The organism is Tumebacillus permanentifrigoris (assembly GCF_003148565.1).
GTDB lineage: Bacteria > Bacillota > Bacilli > Tumebacillales > Tumebacillaceae > Tumebacillus > Tumebacillus permanentifrigoris.
In genome coordinates this window covers 17,280-35,159 of sequence record NZ_QGGL01000026.1, presented here as the reverse complement: position 1 = coordinate 35,159, position 17,880 = coordinate 17,280, and the positions used below count along the sequence as shown (strand labels likewise).

Sequence of the window (17,880 nt, the reverse complement as noted above, 5' to 3'; positions counted from 1 at the left end):
CGAAGTAGCAGTAAAACGCTACGTGAAGTTCTATAACCATAAACGATTCCAAAGCAGACTAAAAAACCATAGCCCGGTACGATACCGGACTATGGTCGCTTAGCGCCTATTGATTTTTAGGCTTTCTTTTCTGTCCACTTGACAGGGGTCAGATCATAATGGATGTGCCTTTTTTCGTTCCCTACCTGTACGCTTTACACTTCTGACAGCTTCAGTTTTTTTTCTCCTTGCGCTTGCCGAACAGCGCGAACCGGATGTTGTCGAGGATCGTGTAGGCGATCGGAACGACCACCAGCGTCAGCAGGGTCGAGGTCGTCAAGCCGGAGATGACCACGATCGCCAGCGACCGTGAGATAATCCCACCCTCCGTCGAGATCGCCAACGGAACCAGCGCCCCGATCGTCGCCACGGCGGTCATCAGGATCGGACGAATCCGCGTCGAGCCCGCTTCCAGCAACGATTCGTGCGTGCTCAATCCCTTCGCTCGGTTCTGCATCACGCGGTCGATCAGGACGATCGCGTTCGTCACGACGATCCCGATCAACATCAGTATGCCAACCATCGCCGGCATCCCGAGCGATTCGTTGAACACGTACAGACCTGCCACCGAACCGACAAAGATAAACGGCAACGAGAACAGAATCGCTAGCGGGGCCAGCATCTCGCCAAACGCGATCATCATCACCATGTACACCAGCGCAATCGAAACGCCAATCGCCAGCGCCATGTTGGTGAAGCCCTCTGCCATCGCTTTGGACTCCCCTTCAAAGTAGTACGTCACACCTACCGGAAGCGAGAGTTTGGCGATCTCCTGCTCCACTTGGGCTTGCACACCTGACGTGTTGGTGTCGGTGATCTTGCCCGAGATCGAGACGTACTCCTGTTGGTTCAGGCGCTGGACCGAGGTCGCGCCGGTGATTTGCTCGACTTTGGCGATGTCGCCAATTTTGACATCCTTGCCCGTCATATTGGTGACCGCTTGTTGCGCGATCTTGTCCGTGCTGTTCAGCCCGTCCACTTTCAACGCGAGGTTCAGTTCGGTCGTCTTGCCGTTCAGCGTGACATGGGTCACCGTGGAACCGGAGATCATGTCGCGCACAGCCCCCATGATCATCACCGGGTTCACGCCATTGGCCGCCGCTTTGTCGTCATCGACCGAGATCGAGACTTGCGGGCGCGTGCCTTCGAGGTTGGTTTTTACATCTGCGACGTTCGAGACTTTCTCGACGGCTTTTTTCATCTCGTCGGAAGCCTGCTTGATCGTCTCCAGATCTGGCCCGTTGACGACGAGGAACAGGTCGCCGTTGCCACCGATGCCCGCTTTGCCGGCCAGCGCGGTTTTTACACCTTCTCCGAAATTCTCCGCCTTGATCTGGTCCCGGAAATTCGTCTCAAACGCATCGCTGTCCACCGTGTCCTTCAACGTCGCACGCACGCGCACATTGCCCGCATGGACGGTGGTGTTGTAATCGGTCACCGCGTTCGTATCCTGCACCAACTTCTCCATTTTCAGCGCCACTTCGTTGGAACGCTCCAGCGACGAGCCCTGTGGCAAGTCGGCGGTGAAGTTGTAGGCGGTCGTCTTCTCCGCGGGGAAGAAGTTGCGCGGGATCTTCATCCCGAGCACCCCTGTGCCTGCCAGCAACGCGAGACAGATGACGATGACGATCGTCTTGTGTCCGAGCGACCAGTGCAACAGGGACTTGTAGCCGTTTTGCAACCAGCCTTCCTTGTGCTCGACCGGTTTCAGGTTGAGCAGGAACAGACGCGACATCAGCGGCACGACGGTGATCGCGATCAGCAGCGAGAACGCCAGCGCGATGACGACCGTCCACGCAAACGGGGCAAAAAACTTCCCGACGATGCCCGGTACAAAAGCCAGCGGGCCAAATACCGCAATCGTCGTCACCGTGGACGAGGTGATCGCCGAGGAAACTTCGCCCGTTGCGCTCATCACGAGGTTCGCGTCACGCTCCTCCTGACTGGACATCTGGATGCGGCGGTAGATGTTTTCGATGACGACTATCGAGTCGTCGACAACTCGCCCGACCGCCACGGCTACCCCGGCGAGCGTCAGCATGTTCAGCGAGTAATCGAGGTACTTCATGCAGACCATCGTCACGAGGATCGACAGCGGAATCGACAGCAGGGCCACGATCGTCGAGCGCAGGTTGCGCAGGAAGGCAAGCGTCACGAGCGCCGCCAGCACCGCGCCAAAAATCGCCTCGCGCAACATCGAGTCGACCGATTTCTTGACCTCCACCGAATTGTCGCGCAGGGTTGATACACTGTATCCCTCCGGCATCTTGATGCTGGTCAGCTTGTCCTGCACGCCTTTGACCACATCGACGGTGTTCGCCCCGATCGACGGGTAGACCCCGACGACGACCGCCGGTTTGCCATTCAGGCGGGTGTAGGCGCCAACCTCGCCCACTTCATAGGTCACATCCGCGATCTCAGACAGTTTCAGCGTCTTCAAGGTGACGCCCGCTTGAGCGCTGTCAGCGCTCGGAGCGGTCGTTTTTTGCCCACCTGACGATTGCAGAGACTCCCCTGACTTTTTCAGCGCCGCTTGGAGCTGCGTCAGGGTGCCTTGCAGTTCGGTGATCTTGCTCTGCTCGCCTTGTAATTTGGCTTGCAGGCCCGCGATCTCGCCTTGCAGCGGTGCGAGCTTGTCCTGCGGCGCGTTCACTTTTTGCAAGGCATCGAGTTGAGCTTGCTTGGCTTGGAGCGCCGCTTGGTCGGCCATCAGTTGCGTGGCGAGTTGGTTGATGCCGCCCATGACCATGATTTCCTGTTGCATCAGCGCTTGCCCTTGTCCAATCGTCCCCACTGCGGAACCGAGTTGGCCCATGCCTTCACCGATCGACTGGAACGCATCGGTGATGCCGTTCATGTTTTGCTCGACGAGGATCAGATTGACGTTTTTGACATCCTCAATCGAGGTCAGTTGCTTGCCGACTTGCACGTTCATCGACTTGCCCTCGATGTTCACCGCACCAGTCGGGGCGGAGATGTTGTTGGCCAGCAACGCTTGTTTCACTTTGTCGAGCGTCAGGTTGTGCTCCTTGAGCTTGGTCGGGTCGACTTTGACGAACATTTTCTTGTCCGTGGCACCGTCGACTTCGATCTTGCTGACGCCTTCTACCGCTTGCAGAGCCGGCTTCATCGTCTGGTCGATATACTGTTGGACCGTTTCTTGCTCCGCTCCGTTGCCATCGACGGCAAACGTATAGATCGCGTCACTGGACGGGCCTTGCTTGGCCACGTCCGGTTTTTTCACGCTGTCTGGCAATTGGACTTTGCTCAGCGCCGTCTGGACGTCCTTCTCCGCGTCGTCCATCGACTTTTTCATGTCAAACTCCAACGTGACATAGGCGGCATTGGCCAGCGAGGTGACGTAGAGGTTTTTGACATCCTTGACCGTGGCGAGCTGCGTCTCCAACGGCTTGCCCACATCCGCCAACACTTGGTCGGGCGTCGCCCCTGGATAGACCACCGTGACCGAAAGATACGGAATGTCTACATTCGGCAGTTGCTCCATCTTCATCGTTGTAACGGAATAAAGTCCCCCACCAAAGATCATCAGGATGATCAAGAAAATCAACCCGGCGTTCTTCATGGAGAACCTTGTCATGTTCATCACTTCACAATTCCCTCCCCATTGCCTTGCTTTCCTACTTTATATTGTACTGACTGGCGGGTCAGAAAGATAGCTGAAAATCGTCCTGACATGTGACAAGATCGCAAAAAAGGCGACCCCACCAGCCCTCGGGTTCGCCTCTCTTCCTATGAAGTGGCCGACAGCCAAATCTGCTTCATCCGGTCGATGTAAAACGGGTATTTGGCATCCTGCACATCGGTTTGCACGATCTCCCGCTCACAGTCCGTACACATGAACTGTTGGTAGATGCGAATCCCCAGCTCCTTGTGTGTGGAGCAGACGATACAGGTCCCTCCGGTTCGCTCGTGGTGTTCTTCCATCCTCGCCCACCATCCTTTCGAATCTTGCGTCTCTTCTAGTAAACCAGTATAGCAGGTTCAGAATCTTTTATACGTTATATGTAAAAAAGCCCACGCTGGTGCGTGTCTGTTCTCAACAGTAGTGGGTTGTAGTTTGGGAAAAGTTAGTCCATACTGGATAATGGCTTCCATCTATCTCTAGTAGAAAAGGCGAGGAATACATGAACCTGCAATCAAAAGTTCTGGTGATCATCCCGGCCTATAACGAAGAAGGCAGCATCGCTGCGGTCATCCAACGCATCCGTGCGGTGTCCGAAGATCTCGACGTGGTCGTCGTCAATGACGGTTCGCGCGACAACACCGTGCAGGTGGCACGCGCAGCCGGAGCGACAGCGGTCATCGACTTGCCGTTCAATCTCGGCATCGGCGGTGCCATGCAGACCGGGTACCTCTATGCACACAAAAACGGCTATGACATCGCGTTGCAAATTGACGCTGATGGTCAGCACGACCCATATGACATTCCGAACGTCATCGCGCCCATCGAGCGCGGAGAAGTCAATTTCACCGTCGGTTCCCGGTGGGTGGAGAAAACCGCCTACAAGTCGTCGCTGATGCGGCGCGTGGGCATGATTTTTTTCTCCAGCCTGATCAAGTGGGTGACGAAGGAAACGTGCAAAGACCCCACCTCCGGCTTCCGAGCCGCTGACAAAAACGTGATCGCGATGTTCGCAGATTATTACCCGGTCGATTATCCGGAAGTGGAAGTGCTCGTCCACATCTCGCGCAACGGCCTGAAGTTCCGTGAGGTCGCCGTCGAGATGAGCGAGCGCCAAGCGGGCTCCTCCTCGATCACACCGCTCAAATCGATCTACTACATGGTGAAGGTCGGCCTCGCCGTCCTGATCAGCGCCACGCGCTAAGGGAGGCTCGCATGACCGTGTGGAATACACCCGTGATCTATCTGCTGTCGATTCTGTTCTCGCTGTTTTTCGTCCTGTTCGTGCTCTCGCTGGTGCGCCGTCGCCGCCTGCGCGAACAATACTCGATCATGTGGATCGTGCTCGGCGTGATCATCGTCGTCGTCTCGCTGAAATCCAGTTGGTTGATTCTGCTGGCGAACTTGCTCGACGTCGTCTATGCTCCGTCGCTGTTGTTCCTGATCGCCCTGCTGTTCTGCTTCGCCTACCTGCTCCACCTGACCACCGTGGTCTCCAAGCTCTCCGACCGCGTCGTCAAATTGACGCAGGAGCTGGCGATCTACCAACATGACGAGCAGACCCACAAAGTGCCCCAGAAACAGGAGGGTCGTTGAGGATGAGTAAACTGATGCTATACGGGTTGTTGCTCCTGAACATCCTGTTGCTGTCGGGCGGGCAGATCGTCTGGAAAAATGCCCTGCAGAACATGAGTGGCGGCCTGTCCTTGACGAACGTCCTCACATCGCCGGGCATCTACCTCGGGGGCTTCATGTATGTGATCGCCACCGGTCTGTGGCTGGTCGTGCTCAACAACATGAAGCTCTCCACCGCCTACCCGCTGCAGAGCTTCGCCTATGTCATCGGCATCCTCTCGGCGTGGTTGATTTTTGGCGAGAGCATCCCGACGACCCGTTGGATCGGGGGCGCGGTGATCCTCGCCGGGGTGTTTCTGGTTTCGCTGGAGTAGAATTTGATGATCTGTTTGCCAAAAAAAAGCCTGTCCGCATCTGCGGCACAGGCTTTTTTTGTTAGACCAGCCAGATCTGGATGACCACGAGCGCCGCGACACCTGGGAGTCCAAGCAACCCGGCGGTCAGCGCGGTAAACGGGTTCAACCCAATATGGAACCCGAAGTACTGGCCGGCGAAATTCACAAGAAACAGTGCCACGAGTCCGACGATCACCCCGCGCAACAAGTTCATCAACGCAACACCCGGTTCGCGCATGAACTGCCCTACGAGGTAGATCAGCACGACGGCACCGATCATCAGTCCGATCACTTGCCAAGCTGTCATGTTTGTCTCAGTCCCTTCCCCTTGTCCTCACTGCTACTCTATGCACCGTGGGGAATCGTAATGATAGGGGAAGGCAAAAAAAAGCGGTGACACCGCAATATGCGGGTCACCGTCTCAATGGAGCGATTGGCGACGTACGCCAATGCCCTGGGAGGCCATCCAAAATGTTAAACTTTGGTTGGTTACTTCTTAGTATAGCAGAAGTCGAGGGTTTTATGCATCTTTTTTTGTTTCCAATTTGTGAAAATGCGAAAAAAATAACTGACCATGTGGTGGTTATCCATCGTTACAACATTAGCCAAACGGGGAAATGACAACGAAACGCCCCTTCACAGGGACGTTTCGGTCATCTTGTCGCTTTGTTGTGCGTAGCGTTTCTTGGCCTCGCGCAGCAGGTAGCCATACTTGCGTTCGGTCGCTTCCAAGTGGTAGATGGCGTGATCGATCAGCTCCGGCTCGGACACATGGTCGATGTGCTGCTGCGCAATCGACCACTCCTTGTGCGCTTGTTCGATCTCCAATCGGAGCTTGTCATAATCAGACGTCTCCTCCTCGACCGGCCCGCGACCTCGCAACCAATCGGTGAGACGTTGCCATCTGCCGCCTTGTGGCTGGCGCGCTTGTTCCTGCTTCTCCACGTCGCTTGCCCCCTTCTCAAACCTCTTGTTCCATTGGTTAGTAGAAGTATAGTCAGGCTCGTGGAGGGATATGACAGGAGTTTGGGGTTACCATCTAGGTTACTTGCCCGATTTTTTCAGACGGAAAAAATCCCAGAGAGAGTCTGATTGCTTATTTGGTTTCAATTTTGGAAGTCGACTTTCAGCAATCTAATCTTCTCATAAATCCACTCCTGCGCAGTCCATAGAACAGCGTAAATTAGATCATCATCATTATGTACTAAATCATTATCCAATCCAACCCTTTTACATATTCCAAGACTTCCATTTTATTTCCTACAAAAGTCGCCGGTTCCTTTGGATCTCCTCCCCCCACTTCATTAATAACGGTAATTTATATCTGTGGTTGCCATTTTCTAATAATAAGATTAGTTGGTTTCCATTCCGCACCAAATAGTTATATATCTAAGTATTTAATTTGCTCTTGTTGTAGAGCATGGTCCAGTAATTTGACTGCCTCTCAGTTGCCAAAAAAAGAGAAAGTGCCTTCGTTATCAAGGTCACTTTCTCTTTTGAGGCCATTTCATTAGAGCCAACTACGCGGATTTACATTGTGTGGGCTGGGATATACTTTTTTGCCCTGTGATCTGATTTCTACAATAATTGGTTCCTCGAATCCGCGCTTAAGTCTGTCTGCTTGTTGGTGCCAATCTACTTGCCAGTCAGTGCACATACTCACACCTACTGTTATTCTTCCGTTTCTACCACGATCAACATGGTAAACCAGTTGTTCAATTTTGCAATCTCCAGGTAACTCGTTGATCCAATGTTCGACAACTGGCAAAACATAGTCCCGTTGTAATTGCTCTTTTTTCTTTTCAGCCAGCCTCCCTTTGAGGTAAGCATAAAGAAAAGCTATGAGGGAGAATGCTGCTATGCCTAAAGGTAGGATTCCGGCTAATAGAGAATACTCCGTATATGCAAAGTTTGATGCCATAATCCAGAATGCAATCCATACTACTTCGCCCGAACCCAATGCCATGATCATACTTGAAATCTCTGTGTGTGCAGAAATAACATTACTGGGGTTACGCAAATATTTCTTACTGTAAACGCACGAGGTAAGGAAGGATAACCCCCCTAATAAATATAGGATCCAAAATACTATATCATTCATGGGGGTCACCTCCTAATTATTCGAATTTAAACTCGCTCGTCTTCAATGGCTTTGGTCGACTCTCAGAATCTCGGAAGTCGATTCGCATTTTTCTAGGTAAAAAGGTCAAATCTTTCAAGCAAACGTTAAATGTATATAGTCCTTTATCATTAGATAGAACTGCATCCGGCCTGAAGGTTTCTTTCGAGACCCCACCTTGGGAAAACACGGTACATGTCACCGTCGGCTCCAGAGTCTTCTCCCGGTTACCATCCTTATCAAAAATCCAGAATCCAAGAGTCAACTCATTTTCTTCTTTATCGTAGAGCTCCGAATGTTTGTCAAGATAGAACTCATAGAAAGAAATTAGCGTTAACTTGTATTCAATTTGATATGAGGTCTTTTCGAAAGTTAGATGCAGCGATTTGGCTTTGCCAGATATTTTTTCATCAACTACAGTTAGCATGGTTCCAGGTTGAGGTCTAAACTCCTCAATGCTTTGAGGAAGTAAAGCGACTATATCTTTTATTGTACCCTCAAACCCTTCAGGTTTCCACAGCTCCTCAATTAATCCTTCAAAGTCAATATCTATAGTTTTCCACCCACTTGTTCGCTCAAACATATCCTCTGCCCTCACATATACCGTCGTAGATGGGTTAAAACGGAAGCGTAAGGGCTCTGTGTAAAGTTCCCCTTGCCCTTCATTGTTTTCAGTAGTTGAATAGTAGAATTTGTACTTACTTTTAGATTCCTTTGGGGATTCCAAGGACAATGATACACTTGTTTCGGGGTCCAACTGCAACTTAACCGAGAAGTACGGCAGTGGATGTTCGACAATAAATTCTTTCGTCCGAATAGCTTCAAGATTATCGAGGACATCTCGACTACGATATTGAATTACGTTTTTCCCGTAAATAAGCCCTTTTTCAATAGTTAGCGAGACTGCTGATTTGTAACGATTCCAGCCTTCGTTCTCTTCAGTGTCCTCTTTAGGATTAATTCGATACAGAGTCTCTAAGATATCGAAGTCTGGATGACCTGACCGGGATCTAATTTCGAATGTAACCCCTTGGTCATCAAAATACTTTCCTTTACTATTCCCCAATGCGTTCAGCTTAATTGAGGATGTAGGTTTCTCAATTACTTCCTTCTTAGAAGGCAATTTCACTGCATAACCCTCGCTAGGGAAGTCCTGCTGCGTTTCATTGGAAACAAGTACTTCAGTGTGTGGGACATTTTCTTGGTCAAAAGTCACGTTTAGAATGGTTCTGGTAGTTGGATTGATATCGATCGATGGATAACGATTAACCGATACAATCTCACCATCCTTAATAACCTGAGTTTCAACCATCGCCCGTCCGTGACCGTAGGACTCAACCTTCAACTGCTTTGGCACCGTCTCGTTATAAACCACATATGTCACGTCCCCCAGTTGATGGGTCGTGATGCTTCTTTTAGCTTTTACGCGATTTTCAGCAACCTGAGTATCTTGAGGGTCTTCTTCCGAGATTACAACTTCCACAGGACATGCAACCCTCGAAGTTACCCAGTCCTTTTTATGCACATGGTGTGACTTGATTTCAGGTAATGCAACAGGTTCTCCTTGTGTGATTATGGAATCAATCCATTCGATTACTGATTCAGAATAGCACAGCCCTTCGTGGGTAGCCTCCGTATACATAATAATGCTGTTGTAAATTGCTGGGGGCTCAGCTGAGAGCAAAGTGACGGTTTCGTCACCATCATAAAAGTTCATATAGTCTTCCTTTGTTGAGGACAGTTGTAAATTGAGCATGGTTCCATGGGTACAACCAACAAGATTGTAGTGGGAAATACCTGAGGGCCAAGGATTTTGTAATGTAATGTGCAACTTTTGGTTTAACAGTTCCATGTCAGGAACTACGCAACCTATTTGCTTCACGTAATCCATTGACTCCTTATAGGACAAGGACCTATTATCCTCGGAGACCAGATAGCGCCTGTAGGCCACGTAATGTATTGGAGGAAGAAGTTGCACCAAAGAAGGGAAAGTTCTGCCGATATTACGAATTTCATCATTTGAGGGCCAAGCCAACGTCTCCATGAAACTTTTGTGATTAAATCCGTATTTTAATATCTGTACTGCTCTACCTGACCCATGCCAAGGTGTGCCTAGAGTGATAACCTTTGTAATATTAGGCAACTTGTTATTTGCTTTCGCCCACTGACAATATGTATGTGTAACCAAACCACCCATACTATGCGCAACGAAAATGATTTCATCATTCTTACCGAATTGGGAAACCATTTGATCTAAGTCTGTGCAATGAACGAATACATCTTTTCGCCAATCGTAACCAAATTTGTGAAAAGTAACCTGATCTGAACCAAGACGATCCAATTTCTCCATAAGTGGCCCATAAATTGGCTTACTCTTAACCTTAATCCCATGAAAATCGCCATAGTCAAGGGGATCGCCTGCGTAGATATAATCCTCTTGACCGGGTACAATTTCCAATCTCTTTAAATGTTTATCGCTACCCTTGAACCACCTCTTAGTCGTTCCATGAAACTCCTTGCCTTCATGTAATTCGCTGCCCATAATCCCCGGCAGAAAAATGATTCTTTTCATTAAGCATCCTCCGATCAAGTAGCAAACTATTTGGAAGTATCCATATTAGTAGAAATTATAACACATCATTCCACTTAATTGAGTGATAGTGATGATATTTTACAAAAAAAGTATTAGATGTGTTATTTCCGCCGAAATCCAAGTTAATCTTTTCTTCAGAAAATTCTATAGGGCAACTTGTCCCCCTTCAGTTAACATCTTCCCTACCTGATTTTCTTGGCCCTCAATCAATACTTAGTACAACCCATTTGTCTTCTATGGACAATTAATCAAACTGCCATTGTGATCTCCAACCAAAAGGCACTGTACTTTGCAAAACAATGCACCTCTTTATTCGGATCAGCGTTTTGGATGATTAGGGTAACATGCGTACCGAGTCAGGCGCACAGATTCCACGGCACGCTTTGCACCCTTTCCTGTTTTGATCATGTCGAGGAAATCCTCGAGTTGATCGGTAGAAACCACCAAATTACTATTTTGACACGCATCGATCGCCTTTTTTATTACGGGGAAAAATTGCTGATACTCAGAATAATCGGGAATTTTCAGCAACATCACGCGCAGATCAAAATTCGCCCCGCTCGTCGTATCTTTCCACCTGTTCAAAGGCAAATTGTGCTCAGACATCCTAACATCTTTCATGTAAAAGTGACTTAGTAAGTAACCAAGCAAATTTCAATACTAACAAAAAACGGCCAGCTCTGCGAAGGAGCCTAGCCGTTCTTTTTTATTAGTTCTTCGGAATCAGTTAGGGTTGTGTGTGTGATAATCGCTGTGTACATACTTAGTAGCGAACTCGACAATGGTGAGGTGCATGAGGTCGAAATAAATGTCTTGAAAGTTGTCACCTACATAAAACATTGGGCTAGAAGCAAATTGCAGGTCAAATTCATGGGGGTCTTCTGTAGGTGTGACGAGGTGAACTTCGAGATGATGGTCGAAGAGGGCGAGGACGGAGTTTTCATTGATCATACAACCGGGGATTTTAAAGTACTCACCTGTGTCCTCATTCGGCCAACGTATGGTGATCGGACGGTGCGAGATGGCTTTGGTGGTCATGGGAAATCCTCCTAGTAGGGGTGATGTGGTAGAATTGATTTAGCGAGGTATACTCTCATTTTACTGTACACTATAGTTTACAGCGAATGAACTTCTGTCTTTTTCGTTAGATTACGATTGATTATCTCTCATATTCTCTTACTTTCATCATTTATCGAACGTACGTTCCTGATTAGGGAGGGAAATTCATATGCAAACCTTAGCCACCCTGCTAAAAGCTGCCCGTGGTGAAGTTGGTCTTACGTCGGATCAATTGGCCGATTCGATTCATGTATCTAGAACTTATATCAGTAATTTGGAAAATGGTAAAAAATTGAATCCTTCTATGGAAGTAATTGCTGACCTATCCAAGGTACTTGGAAAACCGGTAAACTATTTTTTCGGTTCATCGGAAGTGATTGGGTTTATTCATTCACTCCCAAGGGACATTCAAGAGCGGATACTAAGTACCGTTCTTGAGCCTCATGGCACCTCTTTAGACGGAGATGAGTCTGCGATTCTGGAAGCATTCATTGCTTACTTTCGGTCACCTAAATAGACCCGTTCCCTGCACACTCATTTTGAAGTAATGCTGAGTAGACGATAAACAAGACCCCCTCTCCATCGGAAAGCGGGTCTTGTTCATTTGCAGACGAACGCTTACGGCAGGTTCACCCAAACGGCGCTCGGGGCACCCCACGCGCCGCTGTCGTCTTGGGATTCGACGATCAGCAGGTGCTTGCCGGAGCTGAGTCCAGCCGTCGAGATCGACGCGTTGAACGAGGTGATCGCCCCGGAGTTGGTCGAGTTGCCAAGTGTCGCCTTGGTGCCCGTGCCACGCACGCCAAGCGCATCGACGAACACTTCGACTGCACGGTTTTTGTTGCTGCCCGACTTGCTGTCATCTGCGGACCCGGTCAGCGTGATTTTTCCACTCGCCACGGAGACGTTCAGCCCCGTCGAATCCGGGCCACCTGCGCGACCGTAGGGGTCGTCGGTGATCTTCACCCCGTTGAGGAACGGTAGACGGTTCTCCGCGACCTGTGTCTGCAAGTCGGCATTGGTCGGCCAGAAGGTTTTCCCGACTTCGATCGTGAACGACGGGATGCGGTGGAACCCATACGCCCAGTCTGTGGTGTCGCCAGTGGTGTAGTACATTTTTGCACCGATGTAGGCCTTGTACGTGTTGGACGCGGCCCACTTGTTCCCGATCATCTCCATTTTGGCGATGTCGTTTTGGGCACCATATTGGGCGACGTCGAACGTCCAGTTCCACGGCCACATGATGGTGTTTCCGTAGGCATGCATGTCAACGACCATCTTGAAGCCATTCGGGACGGTCGCCGGCGTACCCGTCGGACCCATCACCGACTCGACGAGGTTGCGGACAGCCGCCGTCTCCGGCTCCGAGAACGCGCTCGGCCCGCAGAACACTTCGCTGAACGGGTTGGTCGAGGTGCCATAGACCGGGTTGCCCCAAACTCCGTTGACCGGTTCGTTGTAGTTGCGGTTGAGGTCGACACCCTCTCCACCCCAGCGATTGTCGGTGTTCTTGCGCCAGTTCATCAATTGCTCAACACGGTCGTGACCGTCCTTGTTGAGGATCGGGATGATGTAGATCTCGCGGTTGTCGACCATCCACGTCACATCCGGGTCAACTCCGTAGTTGTTCAGCAGATAGTCCATATTCGAAAGCATGATCTCCGGCGGCGAAATCTCACGAGCGTGCGTCCCCCCGATGAACAGCGCCTTCGACTTGTCGGTGGAGCGCAGTTTGCTCGAAGAGATCTTGATCGCTTGGATCGGGCGCTTCTCGTAGGTGTAGCCGATCGTGGAGACGGTGGCGATGTTTTTGAATCGTGCCGCACGGTCAGCGAGAATCTGCTCCACCGCCGTGTTGGTGTGGTACGCGGAGTCAAATGTCGGGCCGCTGGTGTTGCGGCTCATCGTGTAACTCCAGCCGTTTTGTTGCAGCCAGTTGATCTGGTCGCTGGTCAGCGGGGCTTCGACGAAGTTCGGTTGGGTTTCCCACACATCGAACCCTTGGGCTTCCAGTTGCGTAGCGGTGTGTGTGGCATCTGTGTACACGCGGTACACCGTGACATTTGCTGCATGAGCTGTCTGTGCGGGCATGACAGTTGCGCTCATCGCCCCGGTCAACATCATCGCGGCGAGGGTGAGACCTACCCAGTTCTTTTTCATGCTCATGACCTCCCTTTATAAAACTTTATTTATTTCTGAATACTCTGGAATAACAAGGCATTCGAGGTACAGGCTCTATTTTCCTTCTCACGATTCAGGAGGGGACGAAAAAAAGCCAAGCAACGCGCAGGCGCGTTGCTTGGCTTTTTCCTATAATGACCGCAAATGACTACAGTTCCCGACGGCCTTCGAGCGCCTTGGAGAGCGTGACTTCGTCGGCATACTCGAGGTCGCCACCGACCGGAAGACCTGCGGCGATGCGCGTGATCTTGATCCCGACCGGTTTGAGCAGGCGCGAGAGGTACATGGCGGTCGCTTCCCCTTCGATGTTCGGGTTGGTCGCCATGATGATCTCCTCAACTTCCAGCTCGGGGTCTTGCAGACGGCGCAGCAGTTCCGCGATGCGGATCTGATCCGGGCCGATGCCTTCGATCGGTGAGATCGCACCTTGCAAGACATGGTAGAGACCGTTGAATTCACGGGTTCGCTCCATCGCGACAACGTCCTTGGCTTCCTGTACGACACAGATCATGTCGCGGCGACGGGATTGGTCGTTGCAGATCCGGCAAGGGTCGATGTCGGTGATGTTGCAACAGACGGAACAGTGATGGAGATGGCGCTTGGCGTTGACAAGCGCTTTTGCCAATTCCATCACATCACCTTCCTTCATGGAGATCACGTGGAACGCGAGCCGTTGGGCGGTCTTCGGCCCGATGCCGGGCAGACGGTTGAAGCCGTCGACCAGGTTGGAGATCGCTTCCGGGTAGAAGAGCATGTGTCTAGAACAGGCCTGGCATGTTCATGCCTTGGGTGTATTTGCCCATCTCGGCTTGGGTCATCTCGTCGACTTTTTTCAAAGCGTCGTTGACCGCAGAGAGGACGAGGTCTTGGAGCATCTCGACATCATCCGGGTCGACAGCTTCCGGCTTGATCGTGACGGATTGAACTTGTTTGTGGCCGGTGATGACGATCGAAACGACGCCGCCGCCCGCGGTGCCTTCGATCGTTTTGGTGCCGAGTTCTTCTTGGGCTTTCATCATCTGTGCTTGCATTTTCTGTGCTTGTTTCATCAATTGTTGCATGTTTTTCATGGGAGACTCACCTCATGATAGAATATGTTACTCCAGAACCGTTACATGCTCGGGTCCGAAGAGATACTTTGCTTTTTCGACGAGATCGTCGATCTTCTCAGTAGGGGCTGGTCGCCCTCCGACAGCCACAGGGATCGGGGTGTCGGTTTCTGTAGGCGCAGGCGGCTTCCCTTCGTCTACAGGTTCTGCCTCTGGGGCTGGTGGTCCTCCACTGGGCTCAGACGCGCGTTGGGCAAGGATCGGGAGAAATCGCTCCCACTCCGACTCCATCACGGCGTACAGATGTGTCGGTGTGCCGTTGAACAGTTGTGTGAAGATCGGATCGATGATCTCCTTGAAGATCGGCTTCATGATCGTCTCTTTGTGGATCGGTGACTTGAACGCGACGACGAGATACCCATTGGAGACCACGACCGGCGTGCCTGCAAGCAACCACGCATTGGCGGTGATTTTTTGCTTTTTGACCTCATCCAGCACTTTCGTCCAGTATTGCTTGGCGTGTGCGAGCGCTTCTGGGTTCGGTGCCGTGACGATCTTGTCCAATCCGGCGGAGGCGGGCGGCGTCGAGGACGCAGCCGCTACTGGGCGCGGAGGTTCAGGAGTCGTCGGAGCGGCTGGAGCCGGTGCCTGTGCGACGTGCGCGTGGGAGACGGGTTCCGGCGCGCTTGAGACGGGGGGTTGCTGGATCGATGTTGCTGTTGCTGGACGGTTGCCCGCAGGTGGTGCTCCCACGCCAGATGCGACGCGCTGTTCCAACTCCGCGAGCCGGCGCAGGATATCGGGCGGGACGGCGGCAGGGGCTTGCGGGCCTCCACCGAATCCAGCTCCAAGCGGAGCGCCACCGGCAATTTTTGCCTCCAGCTCTTGAATGCGCTTGAGCATGTCCTCCGGTTGGAAGGACTGGATGTTGCACAGGCGCACCATCAGCATCTCCAGCAACAGGCGGCCTTGCGACTGCCACTTCAGTTCATTTTGGACTTGGGTCATCTGCTCAATCATCTGAATCAGCAGTTGGGTGTCGAACATCCCGGCGACTTCCGCGAATTGGCGGTCGTAGTTGGCACGGTCCTGAATCTCCTCCAAGTGCGGGACTGTCTTCATCATCAACAGATCGCGGAAGTAGGTGATCAGGTCGTGCATCAGTTGCAGGATGTCCTTGCCGTTGTCGACCAAGGTCCCGATGTGCCCGAGCACGGCCGGTGGATTGCGTTCCACCACAGCGCGGGCGATGTCCGCGAGAATCTCGGAGGAGATCGAGCCCACCATCGCGATGATGTCTTCGGAGCGGACTTGATCGCCGCCAAAGGAGATCACTTGGTCAAAAATCGAGAGCGCGTCGCGCATCCCGCCTTCTGCGGCGCGTGCGACGAGCCAGAGGGCTTCCTCCTCGACTTGCACGCCTTTTTCATCGGCGATAAAGCGCAGGCGGTCGACGATCTGACGGCCCATGATGCGCCGGAAATCAAAGCGCTGGCAGCGCGAGATGATCGTGGCTGGCAGTTTGTGCGGTTCGGTGGTCGCGAGGATGAACATGACGTGATGCGGCGGTTCTTCGAGCGTTTTGAGCAACGCGTTGAACGCCTCCGTGGTCAGCATGTGTACTTCGTCGACGATATAGACCTTGTAGCGGACTTCGGTCGGAGCGAATTTGACTTTGTCGCGCAGGTCGCGGATCTCATCGACACCCCTGTTGGAAGCGGCGTCGATCTCAAGGACGTCCATGATCGAGCCCTTGGTGATCCCGAGGCAAGCGTGGCATTCGTTGCACGGCTCCTCGGCGGGGCCGCGCTCACAGTTGATCGCCTTCGACAAAATTTTCGCCGCTGACGTCTTGCCCGTCCCACGCGGCCCATTAAACAGGTATGCATGAGCAAAGCGACTCTGCCGCAGAGCGTTCTGCAGCGTCCTCGTCACATGCTCCTGCCCCACAATATCTTGAAAAAGTTGGGGTCGCCATTCCCGGTATAATGCGATGTATCCCATATCAGCGACCCTCCCTTCTGTGTGCATAGATGTTCACTCTAAAGTTTAACACAGTTCGGGAGGGGACGCAAAAGAAGCAGGCTCGGAACGCGCATGCTTCTTTTTCTCCGATCGACCTAGATCTTCACCCCTGGCATCAACACGGACACCGTCGTGCCAAACCCCTTCGAGGTGACCTGTAATTTCCCGCCGAGGTCGTTGATGATCCGCTGGCAGATCGGCAAGCCCAGTCCTGTCCCCGTCTCCTTGGTCGTGAAGAACGTGTCAAAAATCCGATCCAACAGATAGTGCGGAATCCCCGGACCTGAATCCTTGATCTCCACCCGCACCAGCCCCTCTCGCTCCTGCCACGTGCTGCGAATCGTCAGTTTCCCGCCATTCGTCTCGGTCGCCATCGCCTCGATCGCGTTTTTGACCAGATTCCACAACACTTGCTTCAACATCTCACGGTCGGCATACACGAGCGGCGTCGGCTCCAACTGCATATCAAACTCGATGTTATGTAGAATCGCCTCGCTGGATATCAACGGCGCAATCACCGTGATCAGTTCCTCCATCTCCAGATGCTCCATCCGCAACTCGCGCGGCTTCGAGAGCAACAGCAATTCCCCGACCAACTGGTTCACCCGCTCAATCTCGCTGAGCATCACCGTGGTGTAGCTGTGTTCCTTTTGCAACCCGTTCTGCTCCAAGCCATGCCGCATCATCTGCAAAAATCCCTTGATCGACGTCAACGGATTGCGGATCTCATGCGCCACCCCGGCCGCGATCTTGCCAACGGTCGCCAGTTTCTCGTGGTGATGCACTTGCCGTTCCAACGAAACCAGATTGCCGATGTCCTTCAAAAAAAGCACCAGCCCCACCGGCTCCCCCTCCGACCCGCGGGTAAAGTAGCTGTCGGCCAGCAACGTCCGTTCCTTGCCCTGCCGCGACCAACGCACGATGTGGTTGCGGTAGCAGATCCGTTCGCGCACCATGTCCTGCAACCAGTCGTACTCCTGTTCAACCGGCAGGACGAACGACTCCAAGTCACAGGGCAACACCAACTCTCGGTCCTCTCCGCAGAGCAATTCCATCGCTGCGCGATTCGCCCCCACGACGCGCATCTCGAAATCAAGCGCTACCACACCGTCCCGGTACGCTTCAATCGCCAACCCCTCGATCTGCAATCCCTGCTCTCCCGATGCGGAGGACTGTTTCATCACCACTTCCAACCCCCTCCA

18 protein-coding genes are annotated in these 17,880 nt (G+C 52.2%); 5 read left to right on the top strand and 13 right to left on the bottom strand.

From position 1 onward, the window contains the following. A partial coding sequence (locus tag C7459_RS24205; RefSeq protein WP_146200985.1) for an IS3 family transposase occupies positions 1 to 103 on the top strand: 103 nt, incomplete at its 5' end. A gap of 108 nt (positions 104 to 211) precedes the next feature. On the opposite strand, the gene C7459_RS21200 is transcribed toward C7459_RS24205, so the two are convergent. Together C7459_RS21200 and C7459_RS21195 are read right to left on the bottom strand one after the other, a co-directional pair. After that, the gene (locus C7459_RS21200) at positions 212 to 3,643 is read right to left on the bottom strand and encodes an efflux RND transporter permease subunit (RefSeq protein WP_109691269.1); all 3,432 of its coding nucleotides are present in this window, start codon (positions 3,641 to 3,643) and stop codon (positions 212 to 214) included. 146 nt (positions 3,644 to 3,789) lie between these two features. Continuing rightward, a complete protein-coding gene (locus tag C7459_RS21195; RefSeq protein WP_109691268.1) occupies positions 3,790 to 3,984 on the bottom strand; it encodes a sigma factor G inhibitor Gin in 195 nt (64 codons plus the stop codon). 200 nt (positions 3,985 to 4,184) lie between these two features. On the opposite strand from C7459_RS21195, the gene C7459_RS21190 reads away from it, so the two are divergent. Genes C7459_RS21190 through C7459_RS21180 form a run of 3 tightly spaced genes read left to right on the top strand, consistent with a single transcriptional unit; the run spans position 4,185 to position 5,631 of the window. Further along, complete coding sequence (locus C7459_RS21190; RefSeq protein ID WP_109691267.1) at positions 4,185 to 4,886, top strand: glycosyltransferase family 2 protein; 702 nt, start codon at positions 4,185 to 4,187, stop codon at positions 4,884 to 4,886. A gap of 11 nt (positions 4,887 to 4,897) precedes the next feature. Beyond that, positions 4,898 to 5,278 (top strand): DUF2304 domain-containing protein, encoded by a 381-nt coding sequence (locus tag C7459_RS21185; protein ID WP_109691266.1) that lies wholly within the window; start codon positions 4,898 to 4,900, stop codon positions 5,276 to 5,278. A gap of 2 nt (positions 5,279 to 5,280) precedes the next feature. Next, on the top strand, positions 5,281 to 5,631 hold the full coding sequence (locus C7459_RS21180) for an EamA family transporter (protein ID WP_245884680.1): 351 nt from the start codon (positions 5,281 to 5,283) through the stop codon (positions 5,629 to 5,631). A gap of 61 nt (positions 5,632 to 5,692) precedes the next feature. On the opposite strand, the gene C7459_RS21175 is transcribed toward C7459_RS21180, so the two are convergent. From C7459_RS21175 to C7459_RS21150, 6 genes are all read right to left on the bottom strand, one after another. Continuing rightward, positions 5,693 to 5,959, bottom strand: coding sequence for a pro-sigmaK processing inhibitor BofA family protein (locus C7459_RS21175; protein ID WP_245884678.1), 267 nt, complete (start codon positions 5,957 to 5,959; stop codon positions 5,693 to 5,695). 329 nt (positions 5,960 to 6,288) lie between these two features. After that, a complete protein-coding gene (locus tag C7459_RS21170) occupies positions 6,289 to 6,597 on the bottom strand; it encodes a DUF2508 family protein (RefSeq protein ID WP_245884676.1) in 309 nt (102 codons plus the stop codon). A 565-nt stretch (positions 6,598 to 7,162) separates the two neighbouring features. Further along, positions 7,163 to 7,753 carry a hypothetical protein gene (locus C7459_RS21165; RefSeq protein WP_109691265.1) on the bottom strand — a complete coding sequence of 197 codons (591 nt, stop codon included), beginning with the start codon at positions 7,751 to 7,753 and terminating at the stop codon, positions 7,163 to 7,165. A gap of 16 nt (positions 7,754 to 7,769) precedes the next feature. After that, on the bottom strand, positions 7,770 to 10,343 hold the full coding sequence (locus C7459_RS21160; RefSeq protein ID WP_109691264.1) for an esterase/lipase family protein: 2,574 nt from the start codon (positions 10,341 to 10,343) through the stop codon (positions 7,770 to 7,772). 339 nt (positions 10,344 to 10,682) lie between these two features. Next, positions 10,683 to 10,970 (bottom strand): hypothetical protein, encoded by a 288-nt coding sequence (locus tag C7459_RS21155; protein ID WP_109691263.1) that lies wholly within the window; start codon positions 10,968 to 10,970, stop codon positions 10,683 to 10,685. Positions 10,971 to 11,087: 117 nt separating this feature from the next. Next, positions 11,088 to 11,402 carry a hypothetical protein gene (locus C7459_RS21150; protein WP_109691262.1) on the bottom strand — a complete coding sequence of 105 codons (315 nt, stop codon included), beginning with the start codon at positions 11,400 to 11,402 and terminating at the stop codon, positions 11,088 to 11,090. Between the two features lie 190 nt (positions 11,403 to 11,592). Between C7459_RS21150 and C7459_RS21145 the strand changes: the two genes are divergently transcribed. Further along, positions 11,593 to 11,940 carry a helix-turn-helix transcriptional regulator gene (locus tag C7459_RS21145; protein ID WP_109691261.1) on the top strand — a complete coding sequence of 116 codons (348 nt, stop codon included), beginning with the start codon at positions 11,593 to 11,595 and terminating at the stop codon, positions 11,938 to 11,940. Positions 11,941 to 12,041: 101 nt separating this feature from the next. Here C7459_RS21145 and C7459_RS21140 read toward each other — a convergent pair whose 3' ends face one another. From C7459_RS21140 to C7459_RS21120, 5 genes are all read right to left on the bottom strand, one after another. Continuing rightward, complete coding sequence (locus tag C7459_RS21140) at positions 12,042 to 13,583, bottom strand: M14 family metallopeptidase (RefSeq protein WP_170119597.1); 1,542 nt, start codon at positions 13,581 to 13,583, stop codon at positions 12,042 to 12,044. Positions 13,584 to 13,752: 169 nt separating this feature from the next. Beyond that, positions 13,753 to 14,358, bottom strand: coding sequence for a recombination mediator RecR (recR, locus tag C7459_RS21135; RefSeq protein ID WP_109691259.1), 606 nt, complete (start codon positions 14,356 to 14,358; stop codon positions 13,753 to 13,755). Positions 14,359 to 14,362: 4 nt separating this feature from the next. After that, entirely contained in the window at positions 14,363 to 14,674 is a 312-nt protein-coding gene (locus tag C7459_RS21130; protein ID WP_109691258.1) for a YbaB/EbfC family nucleoid-associated protein, read from the bottom strand. A 27-nt stretch (positions 14,675 to 14,701) separates the two neighbouring features. Further along, positions 14,702 to 16,657, bottom strand: a complete 1,956-nt coding sequence (gene dnaX, locus C7459_RS21125) for a DNA polymerase III subunit gamma/tau (protein WP_109691257.1) — start codon at positions 16,655 to 16,657, stop codon at positions 14,702 to 14,704. Between the two features lie 116 nt (positions 16,658 to 16,773). Next, positions 16,774 to 17,859 (bottom strand): two-component system sensor histidine kinase NtrB, encoded by a 1,086-nt coding sequence (locus C7459_RS21120; protein ID WP_245884681.1) that lies wholly within the window; start codon positions 17,857 to 17,859, stop codon positions 16,774 to 16,776. Positions 17,860 to 17,880: the final 21 nt, after the last annotated feature.